Below are 22,162 nucleotides of genomic sequence, written 5' to 3' on the forward strand. Positions count from 1 at the left end.
GGCGAAAATCCGCCAATCAGGCCGCGTTCCTCCGCATTATGGGGACCTCGTGATTAGTCAAAGCACAGAAGAACGATGACCGCGACGCCGAGGGGATCGCCGAGGCCGCCTCGCGTCCAACGATGCGCTTCGTCGAACTCAAGACCCAGGAGCAGTTGGACATCCAGACGCTCCACCGGGTTCGCTCGCGCCTGGTGGCTGAGCGCAGGAGCCTGACCAACCAGTTGCGGGCGATCCTGCTGGAGCGCGGGACCATTTTCCCGGTTGGGCGGCGCAAGCTGGAACTCGGCATCGATGCCCTGCTGGCCGATGAGGATACGACCTTGTCACCGCGTCTGCGCCAGTTGGTGGCCGAACTGCGTGCCGAATGGCGCGAACTCGATACCAGGGTGGAAACGCTGAACGGCGAGTTTGTCGAGCTGGCGCGCAATGACGCGGCTGCCCGGCGGCTCACATCCATCCCCGGCGTCGGGGTGCTGAACGCAACTGCCCTGATTGCAGCCGTGGGCGATGCCAGCAGCTTTGCCAAAGCCCGAGACCTGGGTGCCTGGCTCGGTCTGGTGCCCCGTCAGCATACTACCGGCGGCAAGCCGCGGCTGCTCGGCATCTCCAAGCGAGGCAACACCTACTTGCGCACCTTGCTCATCCACGGTGCCCGAGCAGCATTGCCGTCGCTGGCGCGAAGCGAGACCCCGTTGGGGCGCTGGTTGACAGGAATGATCGAGCGAGGAGTCCACCGCAATGCTATCGTCGTCGCGCTGGCCAACAAGCTGGCGCGGATCGCATGGGCGGCCTTGCGCAAGGACGCGACGTTCGAACGCGGCTACCCAGTCGCGGCATAACCGGATCGGCCGCACGCATCTTCGTGCATAGGCCAACGATGTTTGCAGGAAGGATCGTGAAGATGGCCTGACAGTCGATCGGCGTCTGGAAAGCCCGGCCAAAAAAATGGCACTCGTTGCCGGCGTCTTTATTGTGGCTCCAGACGTGCGGATGTCCATCTTGGCCATGGGGTCACCCATGAGACCGCATACGTTGACGCAGACTGATCAGAACACTTCAAAATCCCCCTTGCAGACGGGGCGGGCCATACGTTTTTTTGTGCTCTGCCTGTTTGAGGGAGGTCCCGGGAGAGGCGGAGCCATAGAGACCGGGGGGACTGGCTCCGCCTCGAGAAGAAGCTACTCTTCGGGACATTATGACTTAAGCATTCTTCGTGCCAGTTTGCGGAAAAGGCCTGTTTTTCGGGATTGTCCGCGCCTGAAACCATCAGGCTGAAGCGGCAAATGTAAAGTGATCCGACACTTTCTCGAGACTTGGCAAGCGCGCTCGGGCGGGACATGATCGCCAGGATGGAAACGCATGATATCGAGCCCGAAAACTGGCTGAGCAAGACCACTCCGGCGGCAACCGTCATCATCTTTCGGCATGCTCCTGCCGGTGGCGCGCCACAGATTCTCATGGTGGAGCGCAATGCCAGCCTGAAGTTTGCAGGGGGCGCCACCGTCTTTCCGGGCGGCAAGATCGATCCGTCGGACTTTTCGCTGGCGGAAAGCCTGGGACAGAGCGCTGGGGGAGACCTAGGCGATCTGGCGGCGCGAGTGGCTGCTGTCCGCGAAACCCTGGAAGAGACCGGCCTGGTGGTTGGAATTTCGGGCGAGGTCGATGGCAGGCTTGCGGCCGAAGCGCGACGCATGCTGATCTCGGGCGGTGATCTTGCGCCGGTACTGGCAGAGTTTGGCTGGGAGCTTGAGATTGATCGGCTGGTGCCCTTCGCTCGCTGGTGGCCGAAACACAGGACTGAAAGAATTTTCGACACCCGCTTCTATCTCGCCGATCTGGGCACCGGGGCGGTCGATATCGAGGTTGATGCCACCGAGAACCGGCACCTCTTCTGGGCAAGTGCGCGCGAAGCGCTCGATCTTGCCGAAGAAGGCAAGATCAAGGTCATCTTTCCGACGCGGCGGAATCTTGAACGCCTGGCGTTGTTCGGCAATTTCGACGAAGCGCGCAATCATGCCGAGACGACACCGATCGGCACGATCAGTCCGTTTGTGGAAGAGCGGGAGGGGCGTCGCTGGCTGATGATCCCGGACGGGTTGGGTTACCCGGTCCGTGGCGAACCGCTCGAAATGGCGCAACGGGGCTAAGCGTAAATCCCTAGGTTTGTGGTGAGCTGTCGTTGGTGACCTCATGGCAGAGTGATGCCGAGGAGCCACCATGTCGGGATCGCCGGTACTGTCTGCCAAACTGCCTTCAGGTGTAGCCGAGAGCGTCGCGCCAAACATCGCGGTGCCCCGTCCTGCACGGCAGGAGGACGCCCCGGTTCGTTCACCCGTCCATCAGTTACAGGAAGAACTGATGGCCGGGCGATTCGGGCAGGCGGAGGGTGATTCGCCAACGGAAACTGCCTCGGGCTGGGTTCGCCTCGGGCTGCCGCTGGCGTTGTCGGTCCTGCTATGGACTGTAATTTTTGGATTTATTGAGATCATTTCTGGACCTTTCGTGCCGTAACGAATTGTTGAGAGGCTTGGGCAATGATCCTGCGCATGCGTAGCCCACTCGACATGCTGACCCCTGGTCAGATTTCCCGCACCGCCCGTGTTGTCGCAGTAGCCAGCGCGGTTGCGCTCGGCTTCGGTTATGTGACGGACCAGCTCAGCGTGACGACGGCCGGTGTCGGCTCGTTCTTCCTCGCGTGCTCCCTGCTATTGGCGGCGCCACGCCAACGCGCGACCGAGCTGCTTGGCGCTGCAACCGTATGGCAGTGCTTTGCCGAATTCCTGTCGACCGTGCAAAGCGGGCAATTCGCCATGTGGCGCCTGGGCGTTTCGATCGCGACGCTGGGTTGCGTGATGGCCGTGATCCGTGTGCAACACTTACGCGATCTTACCCGCCAAAGTCCTGACATACAGCTCCAGCATCTCGATCGTCGGACCATAAATGGCATGGGTATTTTGCCTCGGACCGACGCGCAGCTTGCAGAACTGCGGCACGAGGAAGCGGCCTGAACCCGGATTGAGGAAAAAGGACGGCGCAGATTGTTGCCGCTTCTTGTTGCGCAGGTATGATGGCGCCATTCGAAAGGATGGCGAATGCGGATTGTCCTACAGGTTCTTGCTGCTGCCCTGACGCTGACCGTTGCGGCTCCTTCGTTTGCCGGCGAGCGTTCCGAGGCGCTGACCCTGTTGCGGCCTGACGCCGTATTCGACGGTGAGACCGGAGTGCTGCGCAAGGGCTGGGCGGTTCTGGTAAGGGGCAACCGCATAGAAGCGGTCGGTCCTGACATTGTCGCGCCAGTCGAGGCTTCGGTCATTGCGCTGCCAGGCACCACCTTGATGCCGGGCATGATCGAGGGGCACTCGCACCTGTTCCTGCACCCCTACAACGAAACGCCGTGGGACGATCAGGTCCTGCATGAGTCTCTGGCGCTGCGTACGGCGCGCGCCACGGTTCACGCGCGGGTGACCTTGCTGGCGGGCTTCACCACGGTGCGCGATCTCGGCACCGAAGGCGCTGGCTATGCCGATGTGGGACTGAAGCAGGCGATCGAGCAGGGCATCGTGCCCGGGCCACGCATGCTGGTGGCGACGCGCGCCATCGTTGCGCCGGGGGCCTATGGTCCCAGAGGGTTCGAGCCGGGGGTGACGGTGCCGCTTGGTGCGGAGGAGGCTGGCGGGCCAGACCTGATCAATGCCGTGCGGCGGCAGATCGGCGCCGGGGCGGACCTGGTGAAGGTCTATGCCGATTATCGCTGGGGACCTGGCGAACCGAGCAGGCCAACCTTTACGGAAGCGGAGCTTAAAACTGTGGTGGAGGCTGCGCACGGTGCCGGACGGCAGGTTGTCGCCCACGCCAGCACGGCAGAGGGGATGCGTCGTGCCGTCGCAGCCGGTGTCGACACGATCGAGCATGGCGACGAAGGGACGCCTAACGTGTTCGCGGCGATGAAGGCCAAGGGCGTGGGCTTCTGTCCGACGCTTGCCGCAGGCGATGCGATTGCACGCTATCGCGGATGGAATGGTGAGGCGCCGGTGCCCAAGGGCGTGCAGGAGGGGTTCGAGGCCCTCGCCAAGGCGCGCAAGGCCGGTGTCGCCATCTGCATGGGCGGAGACGTCGGCGTTTACGCCCATGGCGACAACGCGCGGGAAGCCGAACTGATGGTGAAGGGGGGCATGACGCCCGCCGAAGTGGCAATCGCAGCGACATCGGGCAACGCGAAGATGTTTGGCATCGGTGACCGGCTGGGCAGCGTGAAGACGGGAATGCTGGCCGATCTGGTGGCGGTCGAGGGTAATCCGCTCACCGACATTGCCGCGATCCGCAAGGTATCGCTGGTGATGAAGGACGGCGTGCTGTGGAAGGGGCCGGTGGGGCGCTAGGTAGTTATCAAGGCTTCTGGGCCAGCAATCTGGCGGCATGTGATGGCCTTATGGCGAGCAAGTAGCCAATTTCGTCCGATGTGATGTCCGGTCGTTCACGTTTCAGCTCGTGAGCGGTGGCCACCAATGCGTGGCAGTTCGGATCCAGGAAGTGTGCAACCTGTCCGCATTCACGTTCCAGTCGTAGCACCGCGCCAAACTCAAGAAAGTCTTCAGGCCAGATAGCATCCGTGACGATCCGTGCTGCATCCTCGGCATCAATGCGCTTCAGGCAGAAATTGTCATGAACCCTTTCTTCTTGCGCGATCATCCAGAACTGTTGGCATTGGTTGCACCGGGACATGTAGAGCCACCATTGCAGGCCTCCGTGTTCGCTAACAAGATCAAGCGAACCTAGCACTTCCTCGTCTGGCTCAGAGCCCATGCCAATGACTGCCAGGTTGCCGAGCTCTGCGCAGCGGCAATTCGTGTGCGATTTCAAGTCCTGTCACCTTTGCGGCTTGCCTTCGGTTCCGCCAGGAGCGCCTCTGCGAGGGCCAGATAAGCTGCGCATTCGGAGCTTCCTTGCAGGCGTTCTTGCAGCGCCCGGTAGTGGTGCAGAACGGCAATGCCCAATGCAGTCAGCCTGGCTCCGCCGCCTTTTGCGCTGCCGGGAGAGGTTTGGACCAGAGGTTCGCGCCAGCAGCGATTCATGGCATCGACCAGCAGCCACGCGCGGCGGTAGCTCATGTCCATGGCGCGCGCGGCGCCGGAAATGGAGCCTTCGCGGTCAATCGCATCAAGCAGGTCGGCCTTGCCGGGACCCATCGCGATCTCGTTGCCGCAGTAGAGCTGGATCTTCAGTTTGAGGCGCTGCATCGGCGGCAGGTTATCGGCGCGGCCGGCAGGGTTGCAACTTGTTTCGGCGGCAACTAGCACGCTGCCATGATCGCCGAAGTCGAACCGTTTCACGCCATCGCCGTTTCCCGCATCGCGCACGATATGGAGGCAGCGGGCGACAGTGTCATCCACATGGAGTTCGGCCAGCCTTCGACCGGCGCTCCGGCCAAGGCAATTGCGCTGGCGCACGCGGTGCTGGACAGCGAGGCGATGGGCTATTGGGAAAGCGTGGCCCTGAAGGACCGCATCGCCCTGAGCTATGCCGAGAACTATGGCGTGACGGTGGAGCGCGAGCAGGTGATCCTGACGTGCGGTGCTTCGCCGGCTTTCGTCATGGCGTTGTCGTGCCTGTTCCGGCCGGGTGCGCGCATTGCTCTGGCCCGGCCGGGCTATGTTGCCTACCGCAATTCGTTGAAAGCCATGTACCTCGAGCCGGTCGAGATGGATTGCGGCCCGGCAGAGCGGTTTCAGGTCACCGCTGCCGCTGTCGAAGCGCTTGATCCGGTGCCCGATGGGCTGATCGTGGCGAGCCCGGCCAATCCGACGGGGACGATCATAGAGCCGGCAGAACTGGCCGCGATCGCAGAGGTCTGTCGCCGGAAGGGTATCAAGGTCATCTCCGACGAAATCTACCACGGGCTGAGCTACGGCGCGAAGGCGGCGTCGATGCTCGAGCATCTGCCCGACGCAGTGATCGTCAATTCGTTCTCGAAATACTTCAGCATGGCCGGGTGGCGGCTCGGCTGGCTGGTCGTGCCGGCCTCGCTCATCGACGCGGCGCGGGCGCGAATGGGCAGCCTGTTCCTGACGCCGCCGGTGCTGGCGCAGAAGGCCGGTCTCATGGCGTTCGAGTGTCGTGACGAGCTGGACGGGCATGTCGAGACATATGCGCGGAACCGCTCGATCCTGCTGGAAGCGCTGCCGCCGATGGGCCTGGGGCGCATCGCGCCGCCCGATGGCGCGTTCTACATCTATGCCGATGCGAGCGAGTTCACCGACAACAGCCTGGCGCTGTGCGAAGAGCTGCTGCGCGATACGGGCGTTGCGACCGCGCCGGGGATCGACTTCGATCCGGTCAACGGCAAACGCTTCATCCGCTTCAGCTTCGCGGTTTCGACGCCTCTGGTGGAAAAGGCGATGCGCCGGATCGGGCCGTGGTTTGCGGCACGGCGCAAGCGCTAGTCTGGCGTCAGCACCATCTTGAGCGCACCTGCCTCGCGCGCTTCGAACAGGCGGTAGGCTTCGGCGCCCTGTGACAGCGGCAAGCGGTGGCTGATGTAGCGTTCTGGCTTGAGGCGGCCGGAGGCGACCAGCGGGAAAAGCGCCGGCAGTTCCTCGGGCACGGAGCAGGTGCCGACGCGGAAGGTAAGACCGCCAGCAAAGGCGCGTTCAAGCGGGAAGGGGAAGCGTCGCGACTGCTGGACGCCGATCACCGAGACAGTGCCGCGCACGCGCACCAGACGCAGCGCCATGTCCACCGTGGCATCGGCGCCCACGACTTCGACAACGCAGTCCAGCCGCTTGCCGTGCGTGTCTTCCTTTATCCGCGCAGCGGCCTCGTCCGGGTGCAGGGCAATCGCGCCGAGGCTTTCGGCAATTGCGCGGCGCTCGGGCACCGGATCGATCGCGTAGACGACATGCGCACCCATGACGAAGGCGCTTTCCACCACCATCAGGCCAATCGGGCCGAGGCCGATCACGCCGACCGACGAGCCAGGGCGGATGTCAGCCTGCCGCGCGCCGAACCATGCGGTGGCGAGGGCATCGGTCATCATCAGTGCCTGATCGGTGCTGATCCCGTCCGGGATCGCAACGGCATTGGCATCGGCGGCAGGCACGCGCACCGCTTCGGCTTGGGAGCCCTGGAGTTTTGCCGAAAGGCCGTAGCAGCCCGATCCGTTGTTCTCGCAAGTGTTGACGACGCCTGCGAGGCATGAGCGGCAGGCGCCGCAGCCGACCGCTGCCGGAATCATCACCTTCTGGCCGACCTTCAGGCAATGGACGCCGCGGCCCACCTCGACCACTTCACCCACGGCTTCGTGGCCGACACAGAAGCCGACGTCTTCGGAGAAGCCGTGGCCGTGGTAGATGTGGAGGTCGGAGCCACAGATCGAGCAGGCATCGACCTTGACGATTGCGTCCCGGTCAGACTGCGGCAGCGGATCGTCCATGCTTTCATGGCGGATGTCGCGGGCACCGTAGTAGCGAAGGGCTTTCATGACAGCGGGTCCTTCAGCGGGCGTTCGAGGCGACGTATTCGGCGATCTTGAGCTTGCCCAGCTGGCTCATGTGGACTTCCTCCGGCCCGTCGGTGAGGCGAACGTAGCGATTGAGCGTGAAGAAATAGGCCATCGGGCCGTCCTCGCTGACGCCCATGCCGCCGTGGACCTGGATCGCGCGGTCAGCGACCTGCTGCGCCATCGAGGGAGCGACGACCTTGATCGCGGCGATCAGGTCTCGCGCTTCCTTGTTGCCCTTGCGATCCATCGCGTCGGCAGCCTTGAGCGTGAGCAGCCGCGCCATCTCCACTTGGCAGAACGAGCGGGCGACGTCCTGCCGCACGCTCGACTGGTCGGCCAGCTTCTTGCCGAAGGCGACACGGCTGTCGGCGCGGCGGGCCATCCATTCGAGCGCGCGCTGAGCCTGGCCGATCGAGCGCATGCAGTGATGGATGCGGCCCGGCCCGAGGCGACCTTGGGCGATCTCGAAGCCGCGTCCTTCGCCGAGGACCATGTTTGCGCGGGGCACGCGGACGTTGTCAAAGCGCAGCTCGACCTCGCCGCCCGGTGAATTGTGCGAGCCGAAGACCTTGAGGTGGCGGACCACGGTGACTCCCGGCGTATTGCGCGGAACGAGGATCTGCGAGTGCTGGCTGTGGCGCGGTCCGTCGAAGAAGGTCTTGCCCATGACGATCATGAGTTCGCAGCGGGGGTGCATGGCATTGGAAATCCACCACTTGCGCCCGTTGATCACGTAGTCATCGCCATCGGGAATGATCGAGAGTTCAAGGTTGGTAGCGTCCGACGAGGCCACCTGCGGTTCGGTCATCACATAGGCGGAACGGATCGTGCCTTCGAGGAGCGGGCGCAGCCAGCGCTCCTGCTGTTCGGGACTGCCGAACTTGGCGAGGACTTCCATGTTGCCGGTATCGGGCGCAGAGCAGTTGAACACCTGGCTGGACCACGGCACGCGGCCCATGACTTCGGCCAAGGGCGCATATTCAAGGTTGGTGAGGCCGGGCGACCACGCACCATATTCGTGAGGAAGGAACAGGTTCCACAGGCCGGCCGCGCGGGCCTTTTCCTTGAGCGGTTCCATCCCCGGCCATTCGGCCCAGAGATTCTGCTGGTCATGGACGAAGTCGTAATAGTCCTGCTCGGCCGGATAGACGTGTTCGTCCATGAAGGCTTCGAGGCGGGCAAGAAGATCCTTGACCTTGTCGGTATGTTCGAAGTGCATCCGGCAATCTTTCAGAGCGAGAGGCCGCCGTCGACCACGAGGGTGTGGCCGGTAACGTAAGAGGCAAGCGGGGAGGCGAGGAAGATTGCGGCACCTGCCATGTCGGCAGGAGTGCCCATCCGGCGCTGCGGAATGCTGGCAAGGGCCCCTTCGAGGCGCTGCGGGTGGGCGGTGGTGACCTTGGTCAGCTTTGTATCGACCAGACCGGGGGCGAGGCCATTGACGCGGATGCCCTCGGCAGCGAGCGCCTGCCCAAGTGTCTTGGTCAGGCTGATCGCGCCGGCCTTTGACGCGGCATAGGCCGGGTTGCCGATATTGGCCTTGAGACCGGAGATCGAACTGACGACGATGATCGAGCCGTTGCTTTCGCCAAGCTGCGCGCGGAACTTCATCGAACAGTGCATTACGCTGTCGAGATTGACGGCCATGACCTTGTCCCAGCCCTCCCGCGCAAACTCGCCGCGCTTGTAGACCACCGTGCCCTGGCAGAGGACGAGTACGTCGAGGCTGGAGTAAGGAAAAGGGGCTGCCGCGATGGCATCGGGATTGCCGACATCGACGCAGGTGTAACCGAGACCGGAGAGATCAGACCCATCGGCAGGATCATAGTCTTCTGCGCCAGGCCGGGTTCCCCAGACGTGGACTGCGGCGCCGCGTGCACGAAAGGCTTGTGCGATGCCGTTGCCAATGCCGCTGGAGCCGCCAACGACAAGGACATGCCTGCCGGTGAAGTCTGTATCGTCGATCATCGCTCTCCCTTTCGGCCGCTGCATGCCACTCTGTGCAATCAGCTTAACGGTCCGGTCGCCACGCAAAAGACCCTCGCTGTCTTCCGATAGCGAGGGTCTTTGCATCCATTCCTGCAACGTCAGAACGAGGCGCGGACGCGGATGCCGTAGGTGCGAGGCGCTCCGGGATAGGCGTTCTGATCGCCGGTCTGGAGCGGGGTGGGGAATGACTGGGTGAACCAGGTCTTGTCGAACAGGTTCTGCACCCAGCCTTCGATCAGCAGGCCGGTCTTCGGCAGCTTGAACCCGAGGTTGGCGTTGACCAGGGTGACCGGGCCCTGTTCAGCCGTAGTCGCGGTGCTGATCAGCTGGCGGCTCTGATACTGTGCCTGCACGCGAGCCAGCACACTGAGGTTGTCGTTGATCGGCTGATCGAGGTTCAGCGTGGCGTTGCCAGAGAACTTCGGGCTGAAGCGGAAACGCGAGTCCGACAGGACGGGGTCAATGTTGCTATCCTTCCCGTACTGGGCATGCGGGATCCACGTACCATCGAGGCCGAGCGTCAGGGTGTCGGTGATCTGGAACAGGTTCTCGATCTCGAGACCGTAGTCCTTCGCCGACTTGGCATTGAGCACTGTGAAGCGCAGCCCGATGAACTGCGCGATCTGGAGGTCGGACAGGTCATAGTAGAAGAACGCAATGTTGGTGCGAGCCCGTCCATCGAGGTACTGGAACTTGCCGCCGACTTCGAAGGCGTTGACCTTCTCCGGCTTGTAGCGCGGGTTCAGCGGTGCCTGTGCTGGCGCATTGCCGAAGAAGCCGATGCGGATTGCGGCAGGCAGGGCATTGTAGACAGCGGCGTTGTTGATCAGCGTGCCTGCCGCATTGACGTCCATGTTGACGCCGCCCGCCTTGAAGCCGCGGTTGTACGTCGCATAGAGCATGATGTCGTCAGTCGGGCGGTACTGGACGCCGAGGGTGCCCGAGAGCGCCTTGTTGGTCGTCGTGGCGTCGTATGCCGGCGATGGGGCGATACCGAGCAGGGTGAATACATCCGTCGGGATCGGGCGATAGAAGGCGTTGTTGAAGAAGCCGCGCTTCTTCTCGATCGAGTAGCGCACGCCAGCAATGACGTTGAACTTGTCATTCACCGCGAAATCGAGGTGGGCGAAGCCTGCGTAGGACTTGGCCGTGCCGCCCATGCGCTCGGTGGTCCATGTACCGGGAGCAGCGTATGCAGTGCCCGGGGCGACGCCGAGGCTGGCGAAGATCGCATCCCAGTAGAACTGCGCCTGGTTCGCCCATGGCAGGCTGCGGCCCATCTTGAGCTTCTCGTCGGAGAAGAACAGTCCGAAGACTGCCTCGGCGTTGAGCGCCGGAATCTTCGTGTTGTAGGTCAGTTCCTGCGAGATGAAGCGGCTGGAGAAGCTTTCATTGTAGCGGAAGATGTCGGCGCCCGAGAAATCGGGGTCGAGATCGCGCTGGTCGACGGTGAACTGGCGCAATGCCGTGACCGACTTCAGCGTGCCTTCGCCGACCTGTGCGTCGATCAGCATGGTTCCGCCGTAATCCTCGATCTCCTGCTGGCCATTGCCATTCAGGGTCTGCTCGAACTTCGAGGGATCGCGGGCAGGAAGCTTGCGACCGGTCGGCGTCATCGACGAGGCCGGGATCAGGCCGGCAAGCACGCCAAGGAACTGCTGGCTGCTGGCTGGCTGGTAGAGCGTCAGCAGATCGATGATCGGCTGGGTGGGACCGTCGATGAAGGCCGAGGTGGCGTAGCAGCAGTTGCCCTGGCTGTGCGAGTAGTCGCCAATCAGGCGGACGGTGAGGTTCTCGCTCGGCTCGAACAGCAGCTGCGCCTTGACCGCTCGGGTCTTGTTGTCGTTGAGGCTCTGGCCGGTGGTGCTGTCGGTGAAGAAGCCATCGGCCGACGAGGCGAGCCCGGCGATGCGGAATGCAACCTTGTCCGAGAGTGGAGCATTGACGGCGCCGCGGGCAATCAGGGTGTCGTAATTTCCGTAGGTCACTTCAACGGCGCCATTGACGTCGTTGAGGGAGGGTGATGCCGAGGCGAGCAACAGGGCGCCGGCGGTGGTGTTCTTGCCGAACAGGGTCCCCTGCGGGCCGCGCAGCACCTGAAGGTTGTCGATGTCGAGGAAGTTCTGCAGCGCCGCTGCCGCGCGGGTGCGATAGACCCCATCGATGAAGACGCCGACCGAGCCTTCGAACGAGCGGCTGTTTCCGGTCGTGCCCAGACCACGGATGATGAGGTTCGCGCTCGAGGTTGCGATGTTGGTGACGCGGAAGCTGATCGAGGGGCTGATGGCCTGGATGTTCGCGACGTTCTCGACGCGCGCCTGGGCGAGTGTTTCGGCGTTGGCCGCAGTTATCGCGATCGGCACGTCCTGAAGATTCTCGGTCCTGCGCTGTGCCGTTACGATGATCTCGGCAAGGCCGGGGGCAGATTGCTCTTCGGCCTGCTGGGCGTGCGCCAGGTTCGGCAAAGTGACCGAAGCCGCGATTGCGGCCAGTGCTGCGTTACGCAAGTACAATGCTTTCAAGGCTGCCTCCCATGCGCCGCCTTGTGGCGGCTGTAATTGGTGTTCCAGACGCTGTCCCGGACTGGACAGAAGCTGACTGCAGCGGCATTGTGCGTTTAATCGTTTAATTGATCTTGACGGATCGCGGCACAGTATTGTCAGATTGCATCATGATGGAATCGGAAAGCGGTCTCGCTCATGCCAGCGCCATGCGCCAGTTCGCCCACTTCGCGGAAGTGTCGGGGCTTGATCTGAGGAGCCTTTGCCCTCCCGACGTCTTTGCCCACGTGGAACAGGCGAACGAGGCGGAATGGCTGCCGGCAAGTGCGCACGTAGACGTTCTGCAGGCTGCCGCGATCGCATCCGGCCGCGATGATCTTGGCGTGGCCTTCTCCATGTGGTGCAATGTGCGCGGCTTCGGCCCGATCAGCCTGCTTTGGGATCATTGCACCACTCTTGACGAGGCGTCACGGATAACGCGACGCTACATGCACCTCGAAAGTGCGGCGATGCGTTCGAGCACGGATATTACCGGGCATGAGGCGGCCTTGCGCCATGTTCTCATGGTGCCTGCGCGGTTTGGCGGCTCGCAATTCCTGCAGGCCACGCTGACACTCCAGTTACGCATCATGCGGATGCTCCTTGGTGAGGAATGGACGCCGATCAGGCTGGAGCTGGATCATCCCGCGCCGCAGAGTTGGCGATATCATCAGGCGGTGTTTCGTTGTCCGATCGAGTTCGGGTCGGATCGCTGTGCGCTGGTCTTCCGCAAGTCGGATCTGCATCGGCCTTCGCAGCGGGCCAATCCCAACATGGTTCGCTACCTTGAAAAGCAGTTGGCCCAGGCCGATAGCCAATGGCCGGGCGATCTCATGCAGCAGGTGCGCTACTTCATCGCCACCAACCTGACGGAGCGGCGGGCAAACCTGCCGCATGTTGCCGGGCTTGCCGGCCTTTCTCCGCAGAGCCTCCAGCGCCGCCTTGCCGAAAGGGGCACGAGCTTCGCAGTGATTCTCGAACAGGTGCGAAAGCATACTGCCGACGAATACTTTCGCACCGCGCGACGACCCAACCTGACCGAACTTTCGCATCGCCTCGGCTATACCGACGCCAGCGCGGCAAGCCGCTTCCTGCGTCAGCATATGTCCACCGGCGCGCGAGCCCTTATGGCGCAAACGCGCCCGCGCAAGGCACCCGATGGTCAGTCGGCAAATGCCTGAGGCACAAGGGATTCTGCAATTTTCCAGAGCTGCATCTCGCTTGCCGCGCGCATTTGACGGTTGCTTCGCAGCACCGCCAGTTCGGTGAGGATGGAAAGGCCCCCGACGGGTCGATAAACGACGTTTCCGTGATCCTTCGGGCGAAACTGCGCGATGGAGATCGCCGGAATGCGATATTCGCGGCAATATCGTTCCAGCGCAAAGGCGTGTGCTTCGGGCGGGAGGAAGCCCGTCGCCCCGGCAGCCGCAAGCCACGTCGATATCGGTTGATACAGACTCTTGCCGTGCAGCGGGGCGAGCATCGCGATGACCGATCCGGACAAAGCTGCCTGCGGCACGACGTCGAACCGGGCGAGAGGGTGCTCTTGCGGAATGGCCAGGCCGATCGGTTCGCGGCTGAGAGTCAGGCGAGGCAAACCATCCGGAATTTCGAGTTCGCCGCATTGCTGGCGGGCCATGTCGGCCAAATACTTGTCGTGAGGCACGACGGCGGCAACCACCATGGCAAGATCGACGGTGCCCTTGATCAGCCCCTCGCAAAGCGAATAGGCAAAATCGTTGTCCACCCGCAGCGATATGTCCGGAAGCTCGCGCGCGATCGCCGATAGCAGCGCTCCGTGCTGAGGCAGTTCGAACGTATAGATTGGCGCGCCGAGGACGATCCGGCGATCAGGGCGATCCCGCCAAGCGGCAAGTTGGGCGGCGAAGGCATCGGCTTGGGCGACGAAGGTACCGGCCTGGTCGAGCAGTGCCGTGCCAACGGGCGATAGCTGGACCGCGCGCGTTGTCCGGTCGAACAGGCGCTGGCCGATCTGTTCCTCGAGCTTGCGGATCTGTGCCGAAAGGCTGGGCTGCGTCAGGTTCATGCGCTTCGCCGCACGGCCGAAGCTCAATTCCTGCGCAAGAGCGAGGAAGCACCGGATAGCTTTCAGATCGACATCGGGCTGCATGAACTCGATATATTCGAACACTCTATAAATCGAAAGATTAAATCGATTGGACGGTGCGGTCCGGCGCTTTTAGCTTGGCGGGAAAAAGCGAAAGGATGCCATGCCCCTGTCGGAGAATACCCCGGTCATTGTCGGTGTCGGCCAGTTCGTCGAACGGGTCGACAATCCTGGATATGTCGGCCTGTCGTTTGCCGATCTGGCCGCTGCGGCCGCCCGGGAGGCTCTTGCCGACACGCAGGCAGGTGCGGCAGTTGCAGCGCAGGTGCAGGCCCTCGGTTCGATCAGGACGTTCGAGGAATCCGGAGCGATGCAAGTCCCGTTCGGGCGGGCGGACAAGCTGCCACTGGCAGTTGCGCGAAGGCTGGGCATCAAGCCGAAAGTCGCCATCCTCGAGAAGGTGGGGGGACAGTCTCCGCTGGCCTTGCTGGCCGATCTTGGGAACCGCATCGCGACAGGTGCCGTGTCGGCAGCCTTGATGTTCGGCAGCGAGGCGATCTCGACCGTGCGCCATCTCGTGGCCAAGGGCGAGACGCGGGATTGGGCCGAGAGCGATGATCCCGATGCCACCGGCGTCGAGTGGATCGACAAGGGCAGGGGCTTTGAGGGCACCCTTTCGGCAGCCAGCATTGCCCATGGCATTCGTGCGCCGGTAACGGCTTACGCATTGTGCGAGAATGCCCGGAGAGCCCGTCTTGGCCTATCGCGCGAGGCCTATGCCGAGGCGATGGGGAAACTGTTCGCGCCGTTCACGAAAGTTGCGGCAGCAAACCGTTACAGCGCAGCCGCGGTCAAGCCGATGAGTGCGCATGAAATCGCCACTCCCGGCGAGCGCAATCGGATGATCAGCGATCCCTATCCTCTCAAGCTGGTCTCGCGCGACCAGGTCAATCAGGCGGCAGCGCTCGTGCTGATGTCAATCAAGGCCGCCCGCGCGGCGAGGGTGCCTGAGACCAGGTGGATATATCTTCACGGGGCTGCCCTGGCCAAAGAGCGGGAACTGCTGGAGCGGCCGGATATCGGGGCCTATCCCGCTGCAAATGCCGCCATTGCCGCCGCCTTGTCGCAGGCGAACGTGACGGCCGATGCAATCGCAGCTTTCGACTTTTATTCCTGCTTCCCCGTCCCGGTGTTCAATGCCGCGATCGACGGCCTTGGCCTTGCTGCAGATGACCCGCGTAGTTTGACGGTTACTGGCGGTCTCCCCTACTTCGGCGGAGCCGGCAACAACTACTCCACGCATGCGTTGGCAAGCATGGTCGAAATCTTGCGAGGCAAGCCTGGAGCCAAGGGCCTGGTAGGCATGAACGGCGGCTTCCAGTCCAAGTACGGCGCAGCGGTGCTGTCCAGCGACCCGCGTGAATGGCCGGGGTGCCTGAGTGCGGAACTGCAAGCTGAACTCGATGCAGTCCCCAAGGCCGCCATGGCGCTCGCGCCGCAAGGGAACGGCCGCATCGGCACATATACGGTGACCTTCGCCAAAGGCGTGCCGGAGCAGGCCATCGTGATCGGTGAACTCGACACTGGCGGACGCTTCGTTGCCACCACACGCGATGCCACCACCGTTGCAGCGATGCTGGAGCGCGATCCGCTTGGCAGACCCGTGGTCATTACGACGGGTGAAAAGGCAAACAGCTTTGCGTTCGACTGAAGGGACAGGGCAGGTGGCGGAAAATCCGGTTCTCCTCGAGGGCATCCGTGTTGTTGACCTGACAACCGTGGTCTTCGGCCCATACGCCACGCAGATCATGGCGGATCTGGGTGCGGACGTGATCAAGGTCGAAGCGCCAGGCATTGGCGATGCGTTTCGCTGGTCGGCAAGAGCGGCTGTCACGCCGGGCATGGCACCGGCGTGGATGGCGCTCAACCGTGGCAAGAAGTCCGTTGCGCTCGACCTGAAGGACGAGGGCGACCGGGCCGTGATGCTCGACCTGCTGCGCGATGCAGACGTGTTCGTGGTGAACGTGCGGGGCAAGGCGCTCGAGCGGATCGGGCTGGATTACGAGGCGCTCAAGGCGATCAATCCCGGTTTGATCTATGTCCACTGCGTCGGCTTTGGCCAGGATGGTCCTTATGCAGACCTGCAGGCCTATGATGACGTGATCCAGGCGGCCACCGGCACCGCCACGCTGTTGCCTCGGGTCGACGGCAACCCGCGCCCGCGCTATCTTCCGTCGCTGATCGCTGACAAGGTGGCAGGACTGCATGCCGCCTATGCCGCAATGGCTGCCATCGTGCACAAGCAGCGGACGGGCGAAGGACAACGGGTTGAAGTGCCGATGTTCGAGGTGTTTTCAAGCTTCATGCTGCTTGAACACCTTGGTGGCCTGACATTCGATCCGCCCAATGGACCCGCAGGATACCCACGGCAGGTCGATCCCGATCGCCAGCCTTTCCCGACAGCCGATGGCTGGATCAGCATCGTTGCCTATACCGACGATGCGTGGATACGCATCTTCACGCTGCTGGGGCAGCCGGACTTCCTCGATCAGGAGCATCTCTCGACGCCGCAGCTTCGGCTCAAGGCGCAGCCGGAATTGTACCAGGCGATAGCGCGTTTCACGCCGGCCTTGCCGACTGCGGAGTTACTGGCGCGGTGTCATGCTGCCCAGATCCCTGCGCAAGCCGTACGCGATCTGGCAGACGTGATGAATGATCCCCATCTTCAGGAGACACGCTTCTTCCGCCGACGCGAGCACCCGGTTGAGGGCGCCTATTTCGAGCAGGCCGCGCCTGTACGCTTCGAGGTTTCCGAAAATGGTAAATCTGTCTCTTTCCCTCCCTTGGCTGGCGCCGATAGTGAAGAGATCAGAGCTTACGGATGGCAGGCCTTTTCACGCACAAAAGATGGTTAAGATATCTGTTTGTTTCTATTGATAAAACTACGGATTAAATCCGACTAAAGCTCCTATGAATTCCCGATAAAGGTAAGGTTCTGGAAACCGTCGAGCGCCGTTTTAGCCAATGTCAGAAATGGCAGGGGCAAGCGGGACGGCATGGCAAGGTTCATCGAAAGGCTTTTTGCGAGCAATGTCGGCAGCGTGCTGCCGATCGCCGCTGCTAGCGTGCCGGTCATCGTCGCGTTGATCGGCGGCGGGCTTGATATCAACCGCGTCTACAAGGCGCGCAACCGGTTGCAGTCAGCCTGTGATGCCGGCACGCTTGCTGGCCGCCGCGCCGTTACGACCAATGGCTATGACGCTGCCGCCCGGAACCAGGCGAATGCCTACTTCAATACCAACTTCGTGGAAGGTGAGCTTGGCGCGACCGGGACGACGTTTACCACGGCGTCGACCAATGGCGGCAATCTGATCTCGGGAACGGCTGCGACGACGGTCCAGACGGCAGTAATGAATCTGCTCGGCGTGGACACGATCCCTGTCAGCGTGGCCTGCAGCGCCACGATGGGTGTGGGCAACAGCGACATTACCATGGTGCTCGATACCACCGGCTCCATGGGCAACACGCTTTCCGGCACCAGCCAGACCCGCATTCAGGCGCTGCGCGTGGCAATGAAGAACTTCTACGATACGGTTGCCACGGCCACGCAAGGCTCCAACGCGCGAATTCGCTATTCGTTTGTTCCCTACAGCTCGTCGGTAAACGTCGGGCGCCTGATCTACAATCTCAACCCGGCATATCTGGCCGACACGTGGCCGATCCAGACGCGCGAGCCGGTATTCAACACGATTACCGAGCAGGTCTTCACCGGCTGGTCTGCAGCGGTCAATACCAGCGAGCAGACATACTCCACCGAGACGATCGGCAGCACATCGCAGCACAGTTCGACCAATTATAATTCGCAGGCCACCTGCAACAACGCGCGCCCTGCCGATGTTGCCTGGGCCAACAACGGCAGCGCGACAAGTTCGTCCAGCACGACGACGAATGGGGCGGGGCAGCAGGTTGTCACCACCACAACCACCCAACCTCAGCGCAAGACCACATATGTCTGCCAGCAACAGAACAACAACCGCTGGCGCGTGTTCTACTATTATACAACACGCAACTTCATCACGCGCAATTATGCCACTTCGGATCCGATCTACGAGACGCGCACCCGGCAGGAATTCTCGAACTGGGCTTACCGGCAAGTCAGCAACGTCGATACCAGCGTTTACAAGACATTCACGGCGGTCAGCAAACCCAACGGCAGCAACGGGACAGCAGCCAGCTACACCTGGGGAGGCTGCATCGAGGAGCGCGAAAGCGATGCCACGAGCAGCATCAGCTACTCCAGCGTCACGGGCATGTCGCCTTCGACGGCGCTGGACCTTGACGTCGATCTAGTTCCGGATGGCAATCCTGAAACCAAGTGGGGTCCGATGTGGCCTGAACTGGCCTACTATCGAACGACGACGGTATGGGGCACAACATATCTCACCGATGCCGTGCAGACCTCGCAAGGGAGCAAGGCCTCGTCCTATTGCCCCCATCAGGCGCAACTGCTGTCCACCATGAACCAGTCGGCGTTCTACAGCTATGCCGATGCCCTTGCTGCTGCCGGTTCGACCTACCACGATCTGGGCATGCTGTGGGGGCTGCGGTTGAGTTCGCCGCAGGGACCATGGGCCGACACCGTGAACATCGCGCCGACCAACGGTGGCAAGGTTTCGCGCCACATCATCTTCATGACCGACGGGCAGATGGAGCCAAGCACCACGATCCAATCGAGCTATGGCATAGAATGGCATGATCGCCGGATAACCGACGATGGCTCGAGCAACCAGGCTGCGCGCCACACGCTGCGCTTCCGCGCCCTATGCGACAACGCCAAGGACAAGGGGTTCCGCGTGTGGGTGATCGCCTTTGCTTCGAGCCTCACTTCCGATCTGACCTATTGTGCATCGAGCAACAGCTCGTTTCTGGCCACCAACGCTACACAGCTGAACAGTGCCTTCCAGGAAATCGCGAAGAACGTGGGCGAATTGCGGGTGTACCAATGAAGAACCTTCGTACCCTGCGCGGCGAGGACGCCGGCGTTACCACCATCGAATTTGCAATCGTGGTCCCGGCGTTCCTGCTGGCGCTGGTGGGCTGCCTTGACCTGGGCCAGATGGTTTACGCCAAGGGCGTTCTCGATGGCGCGGTCGAGAAGGCAGCACGCGATTCCACGTTGGAGACCGGCGACACTTCCGTCGCCGACGCCAAGGTCGTCAGCGCCATGCGCCCGATCGTGCCCGGTGCGCAGGTGACTTCCACCCGCAAGAGCTATTATGACTTTGCTCGCACCAACAAGGGAGAGCCGCTAGACGACAAGAACGGCGATGGGGCGTGCTCACCGGGCGAGGGGTATACGGACGAGAACGGTAACGAATCGTGGGACGAAGACCTGGGGCGGTCCGGCAATGGCGGCGCTAACGATGTGATCGTCTACACGGTGCGGGTGCAATACGATCCCGTTTTTGCCGTTCCTCTCCTGCCGCTTGACTGGAGCCGCCGCGAGATTTCCGCGACGGCGGTGAAACGCAACCAGCCTTTCGCTCTGCAGGACGGCAGTTACGGATCGACACCGCGCGTATGCTGAAGACATTTGCCGCCAGATTTGGCCATTGCGCCAAGGGCCTCGCCCGGGATCGCTCAGGCGTTTCGGTTGTCGAATTTGCGATCATCACGCCGTTCATCCTGTCGATTGCGCTCTACGGGCTTGAAGTGGCCTACATGAACTCTGTCGACATGAAGATCAGCGAGATAGCGCTCTCGCTTGCGGACAACGCTTCGCGCATCGGGCAGACTGACAACAGCGTGGTCACGCCGACAGTGAGCGAGGCCGACATCAACGAGGTCATGCGTGGCGCGCAGGAGCAGGCGGCAGGGCTTGAATTCGCAACCCGAGGCAGGATCATTCTGTCGAGCCTTGAACGCGACGCAGCGACGGGCAAGCAGTACATTCGCTGGCAGCGCTGCTACGGACAGCTCTCGCGGCAATCCGCTTATGGCAATGACAGCACGCGAAACGGGCTGAACGGTACGGCGCTGGCCGGAATGGGAAGTGGACCGACCAAGATCACCGCGTCGGCCAACAGCGCGGTGATGTTTGTCGAAGTCTACTATCAGCACCAGGGGCTTATGGGTGATCTGTTTGTCGACAATCCCGTTATGCGCAAGGAGGGCGCATTTCTCATCCGCGACAACCGCAACCTCACGCCGGGGGTTACCGGAACGGGCGGGGCCTATCCCTGTGGCTGACCGGAGCGTGGACTGACGGCTTGCGCGCAATGAATTTCCGCAAGCGGTGGGAGGGTGTAGTCTCCTGAAGGTGCCCTGAAGCCATGCTGAGTCGATGGCGAGCGGGCTGAACAGGAGAGACCTCGATGAAGCATGCGGATATTGCAGCGATTGCCGGAATGGCTGCTCTTGTCACTGGCGCGACCGGACCAGCCATGGCCAAGCCAGTAACGCTTGTCGCCACGCTCGGCGGCGCAGCCGAGACGGCGGGCGGCGACCCTGATGGCATTGGCGGCTTCAAGGCCGATGGCGATGACGAGACCGGCGACTTCTGCTTCACCTTGTGGGTCGATAAAACCGAAAAACCGACCATGGCCCACGTCCATGAAGGCAACGCCGGAAGCGACGGCAAACCGGTTGCCACGATCGAGGTCACCGGCAAAGACAGCGACAATTGCATCGCGATGGAACCCGAACTGCTGAAGAAGATCATCGCCGCGCCGGGCGCCTATTACGTCAATGTCCATACCGCCGATTTCCCGAAGGGCGCGGTGCGGGGGCAGTTGGAGGTGAAGTGAGGGATTTGGTTCCTGTTTCGACAGCAGGAGGAACGAGGAATACCGCCGGCGGATTGACTGGTGGTAGATGCGCGCTGGCAAGGACTCACATGGGTGTCGAAATCGATGGAGAGGGGACATCCGCTACCTCCCAGCGCATGCCCTGCGCCCCTTTTTCAGTGAGCCAGTCGTTAACCAGCCATGCCAGGCCCTGATATGCCGATGAGGGGCCCAAGCGCGCAACAAACCGCCCTCCGTTGGTGTAGCTGAAACGGACGCGATGAAAGTGATTCCCAGACCAGGACACCCAGACTGATCGCCTTCCAAACAAGGAGGGCAGTACCTTATTTGCTTGAGCGCGCATGTCGGCACGGAATTCGCTTGCGATCCGGACCGCGCCAGGAAGGTTCGTAGTTTCCGGCATTTCGAAGCTCACGCGGTCTCGCAGCAGCAAAGATGCTGTTGTCGAATTACCGTGGTCAGCTTGGCTGGACATCCCTGCTTGAGCCAGCCTTTCAAGCATGGAGAGATCACGGCCGCGATAGCGGACGCAGTCGACTTCGCCCGACCACATCGCACGGATTGTTCTGTCTAACTCATCCGGCGAAGATGGTTGTCGGACTATCGAGCAATGGTGTTCACCTGTGCGAAAAATCTCCGGAGCGATGCTCTCTGGCACGCCGCACAGGAGGCAACAATCGGCATCAACATAGAAGTCCCCTTCAGCGATGGAGCATTTTAAAGCTGGCGGCGTTACTTCCATTGGAGAAGCATAGCCGGCGCGGCGGCGCGCGGCCATAAAAAGCATGTAGCAGATGGGCTGGAAAGGAATTCCGCTATTAGGCGTCGATCGGACGCGCAGCAGCTTTCCGGAATGTCGAAAAACTGTAATTAAGTCCAGTGTGCCGCGTGTGAGCCCAAACAGCAAATGGGGGCCAGCATCGCTGCCGGCCCCCACTCTACGTCCGCTCTGGCTTTTCTCGTCGCGTCTCGCTTCGGCCGTTTCGGGCTGGTCCGTCATCGCTGACGGCCATGCGCCTTGCGGCTTTGCTCGACGGAGCGCGCTCTGCGCTTGGCGGGCGTCTGGCTGGATGCCGTCCGGGGCGCGTAGCCCCTGGGCTGCTGCCGATCCGTGCTTTCGCACAAGGTCGCGCCGCTATCCGTCCTTCCGCCTATCCGCGCCGGTCGAGTGCCAGGCACTCCTCCGTCGCTCCGCTTTTCCGCGACTCTCCCGGCTGCTCTTTCAAGCGATCCGGAAAAAGCCGTCTGTGGGCGTTAC

The 22,162-nt window shown here is 62.2% G+C and carries 20 protein-coding genes and 1 pseudogene; 13 read left to right on the forward strand and 8 right to left on the reverse strand.

Annotated elements, in window-relative coordinates; genetic code table 11:
• Positions 1-59: 59 nt before the first annotated feature.
• From AC1Q5P_RS11685 to AC1Q5P_RS11705, 5 genes and pseudogenes are all read left to right on the forward strand, one after another.
• Positions 60-842, forward strand: a pseudogene (locus AC1Q5P_RS11685) (IS110 family RNA-guided transposase); the annotation flags it as partial.
• 498 nt (positions 843-1,340) lie between these two features.
• Complete coding sequence (locus AC1Q5P_RS11690; RefSeq protein WP_492519018.1) at positions 1,341-2,150, forward strand: NUDIX hydrolase; 810 nt, start codon at positions 1,341-1,343, stop codon at positions 2,148-2,150.
• A gap of 70 nt (positions 2,151-2,220) precedes the next feature.
• The gene (locus AC1Q5P_RS11695; protein ID WP_492519019.1) at positions 2,221-2,514 is read left to right on the forward strand and encodes a hypothetical protein; all 294 of its coding nucleotides are present in this window, start codon (positions 2,221-2,223) and stop codon (positions 2,512-2,514) included.
• Between the two features lie 23 nt (positions 2,515-2,537).
• Entirely contained in the window at positions 2,538-3,011 is a 474-nt protein-coding gene (locus AC1Q5P_RS11700) for a hypothetical protein (RefSeq protein WP_039335193.1), read from the forward strand.
• 84 nt (positions 3,012-3,095) lie between these two features.
• Complete coding sequence (locus AC1Q5P_RS11705; RefSeq protein WP_492519020.1) at positions 3,096-4,382, forward strand: metal-dependent hydrolase family protein; 1,287 nt, start codon at positions 3,096-3,098, stop codon at positions 4,380-4,382.
• A gap of 7 nt (positions 4,383-4,389) precedes the next feature.
• Here the strand turns inward: AC1Q5P_RS11705 and AC1Q5P_RS11710 are convergent, their stop codons facing one another.
• Positions 4,390-4,863, reverse strand: a complete 474-nt coding sequence (locus tag AC1Q5P_RS11710; protein WP_156135792.1) for a hypothetical protein — start codon at positions 4,861-4,863, stop codon at positions 4,390-4,392.
• The gene (locus AC1Q5P_RS11715; RefSeq protein WP_062343667.1) at positions 4,860-5,240 is read right to left on the reverse strand and encodes a winged helix-turn-helix domain-containing protein; all 381 of its coding nucleotides are present in this window, start codon (positions 5,238-5,240) and stop codon (positions 4,860-4,862) included. Before AC1Q5P_RS11715 ends, AC1Q5P_RS11710 begins: the two co-directional genes overlap by 4 nt.
• Positions 5,241-5,306: 66 nt before the next feature.
• Here AC1Q5P_RS11715 and AC1Q5P_RS11720 point away from each other — a divergent pair, with 66 nt between their 5' ends.
• Positions 5,307-6,443: a pyridoxal phosphate-dependent aminotransferase gene (locus AC1Q5P_RS11720; protein ID WP_492519021.1), complete on the forward strand. Its 1,137-nt coding sequence runs from the start codon at positions 5,307-5,309 to the stop codon at positions 6,441-6,443.
• On the opposite strand, the gene AC1Q5P_RS11725 is transcribed toward AC1Q5P_RS11720, so the two are convergent.
• The 4 genes from AC1Q5P_RS11725 to AC1Q5P_RS11740 all read right to left on the reverse strand — a co-directional run bounded on the left by AC1Q5P_RS11725 (position 6,440) and on the right by AC1Q5P_RS11740 (position 12,012).
• The gene (locus tag AC1Q5P_RS11725; protein ID WP_492519022.1) at positions 6,440-7,480 is read right to left on the reverse strand and encodes an alcohol dehydrogenase family protein; all 1,041 of its coding nucleotides are present in this window, start codon (positions 7,478-7,480) and stop codon (positions 6,440-6,442) included. The genes AC1Q5P_RS11720 and AC1Q5P_RS11725 overlap by 4 nt on opposite strands.
• Positions 7,481-7,493: 13 nt before the next feature.
• On the reverse strand, positions 7,494-8,720 hold the full coding sequence (locus AC1Q5P_RS11730) for an acyl-CoA dehydrogenase family protein (protein ID WP_492519023.1): 1,227 nt from the start codon (positions 8,718-8,720) through the stop codon (positions 7,494-7,496).
• An 11-nt stretch (positions 8,721-8,731) separates the two neighbouring features.
• Positions 8,732-9,469: an SDR family NAD(P)-dependent oxidoreductase gene (locus AC1Q5P_RS11735; RefSeq protein ID WP_427464743.1), complete on the reverse strand. Its 738-nt coding sequence runs from the start codon at positions 9,467-9,469 to the stop codon at positions 8,732-8,734.
• 119 nt (positions 9,470-9,588) lie between these two features.
• A complete protein-coding gene (locus AC1Q5P_RS11740) occupies positions 9,589-12,012 on the reverse strand; it encodes a TonB-dependent receptor (protein ID WP_492519024.1) in 2,424 nt (807 codons plus the stop codon).
• 149 nt (positions 12,013-12,161) lie between these two features.
• On the opposite strand from AC1Q5P_RS11740, the gene AC1Q5P_RS11745 reads away from it, so the two are divergent.
• Positions 12,162-13,211, forward strand: a complete 1,050-nt coding sequence (locus tag AC1Q5P_RS11745; RefSeq protein ID WP_492519025.1) for an AraC family transcriptional regulator ligand-binding domain-containing protein — start codon at positions 12,162-12,164, stop codon at positions 13,209-13,211.
• Here the strand turns inward: AC1Q5P_RS11745 and AC1Q5P_RS11750 are convergent.
• Complete coding sequence (locus AC1Q5P_RS11750; RefSeq protein ID WP_492519026.1) at positions 13,193-14,182, reverse strand: LysR family transcriptional regulator; 990 nt, start codon at positions 14,180-14,182, stop codon at positions 13,193-13,195. The genes AC1Q5P_RS11745 and AC1Q5P_RS11750 overlap by 19 nt on opposite strands.
• A 79-nt stretch (positions 14,183-14,261) precedes the next feature.
• Between AC1Q5P_RS11750 and AC1Q5P_RS11755 the strand changes: the two genes are divergently transcribed.
• The 6 genes from AC1Q5P_RS11755 (at position 14,262) to AC1Q5P_RS11780 (ending at position 20,904) form a co-directional block, all read left to right on the forward strand.
• Positions 14,262-15,809: an acetyl-CoA acetyltransferase gene (locus AC1Q5P_RS11755; RefSeq protein ID WP_492519027.1), complete on the forward strand. Its 1,548-nt coding sequence runs from the start codon at positions 14,262-14,264 to the stop codon at positions 15,807-15,809.
• The gene (locus AC1Q5P_RS11760; RefSeq protein ID WP_427464735.1) at positions 15,796-17,013 is read left to right on the forward strand and encodes a CaiB/BaiF CoA transferase family protein; all 1,218 of its coding nucleotides are present in this window, start codon (positions 15,796-15,798) and stop codon (positions 17,011-17,013) included. Before AC1Q5P_RS11755 ends, AC1Q5P_RS11760 begins: the two co-directional genes overlap by 14 nt.
• A 141-nt stretch (positions 17,014-17,154) precedes the next feature.
• Positions 17,155-19,104, forward strand: coding sequence for a TadE/TadG family type IV pilus assembly protein (locus AC1Q5P_RS11765; RefSeq protein ID WP_492519028.1), 1,950 nt, complete (start codon positions 17,155-17,157; stop codon positions 19,102-19,104).
• Positions 19,101-19,685, forward strand: a complete 585-nt coding sequence (locus tag AC1Q5P_RS11770; protein WP_492519029.1) for a TadE/TadG family type IV pilus assembly protein — start codon at positions 19,101-19,103, stop codon at positions 19,683-19,685. The genes AC1Q5P_RS11765 and AC1Q5P_RS11770 overlap by 4 nt, the downstream gene beginning before the upstream one ends.
• The gene (locus AC1Q5P_RS11775) at positions 19,679-20,347 is read left to right on the forward strand and encodes a TadE/TadG family type IV pilus assembly protein (protein ID WP_492519030.1); all 669 of its coding nucleotides are present in this window, start codon (positions 19,679-19,681) and stop codon (positions 20,345-20,347) included. Before AC1Q5P_RS11770 ends, AC1Q5P_RS11775 begins: the two co-directional genes overlap by 7 nt.
• Before the next feature lie 125 nt (positions 20,348-20,472).
• Complete coding sequence (locus AC1Q5P_RS11780; protein WP_492519031.1) at positions 20,473-20,904, forward strand: CHRD domain-containing protein; 432 nt, start codon at positions 20,473-20,475, stop codon at positions 20,902-20,904.
• An 85-nt stretch (positions 20,905-20,989) separates the two neighbouring features.
• Here AC1Q5P_RS11780 and AC1Q5P_RS11785 read toward each other — a convergent pair whose 3' ends face one another.
• The gene (locus tag AC1Q5P_RS11785; RefSeq protein ID WP_492519032.1) at positions 20,990-21,904 is read right to left on the reverse strand and encodes a ferredoxin; all 915 of its coding nucleotides are present in this window, start codon (positions 21,902-21,904) and stop codon (positions 20,990-20,992) included.
• Between the last annotated feature and the right edge of the window lie 258 nt (positions 21,905-22,162).

Source organism: Novosphingobium sp. GW835-FHT14H07 (assembly GCF_058793515.1).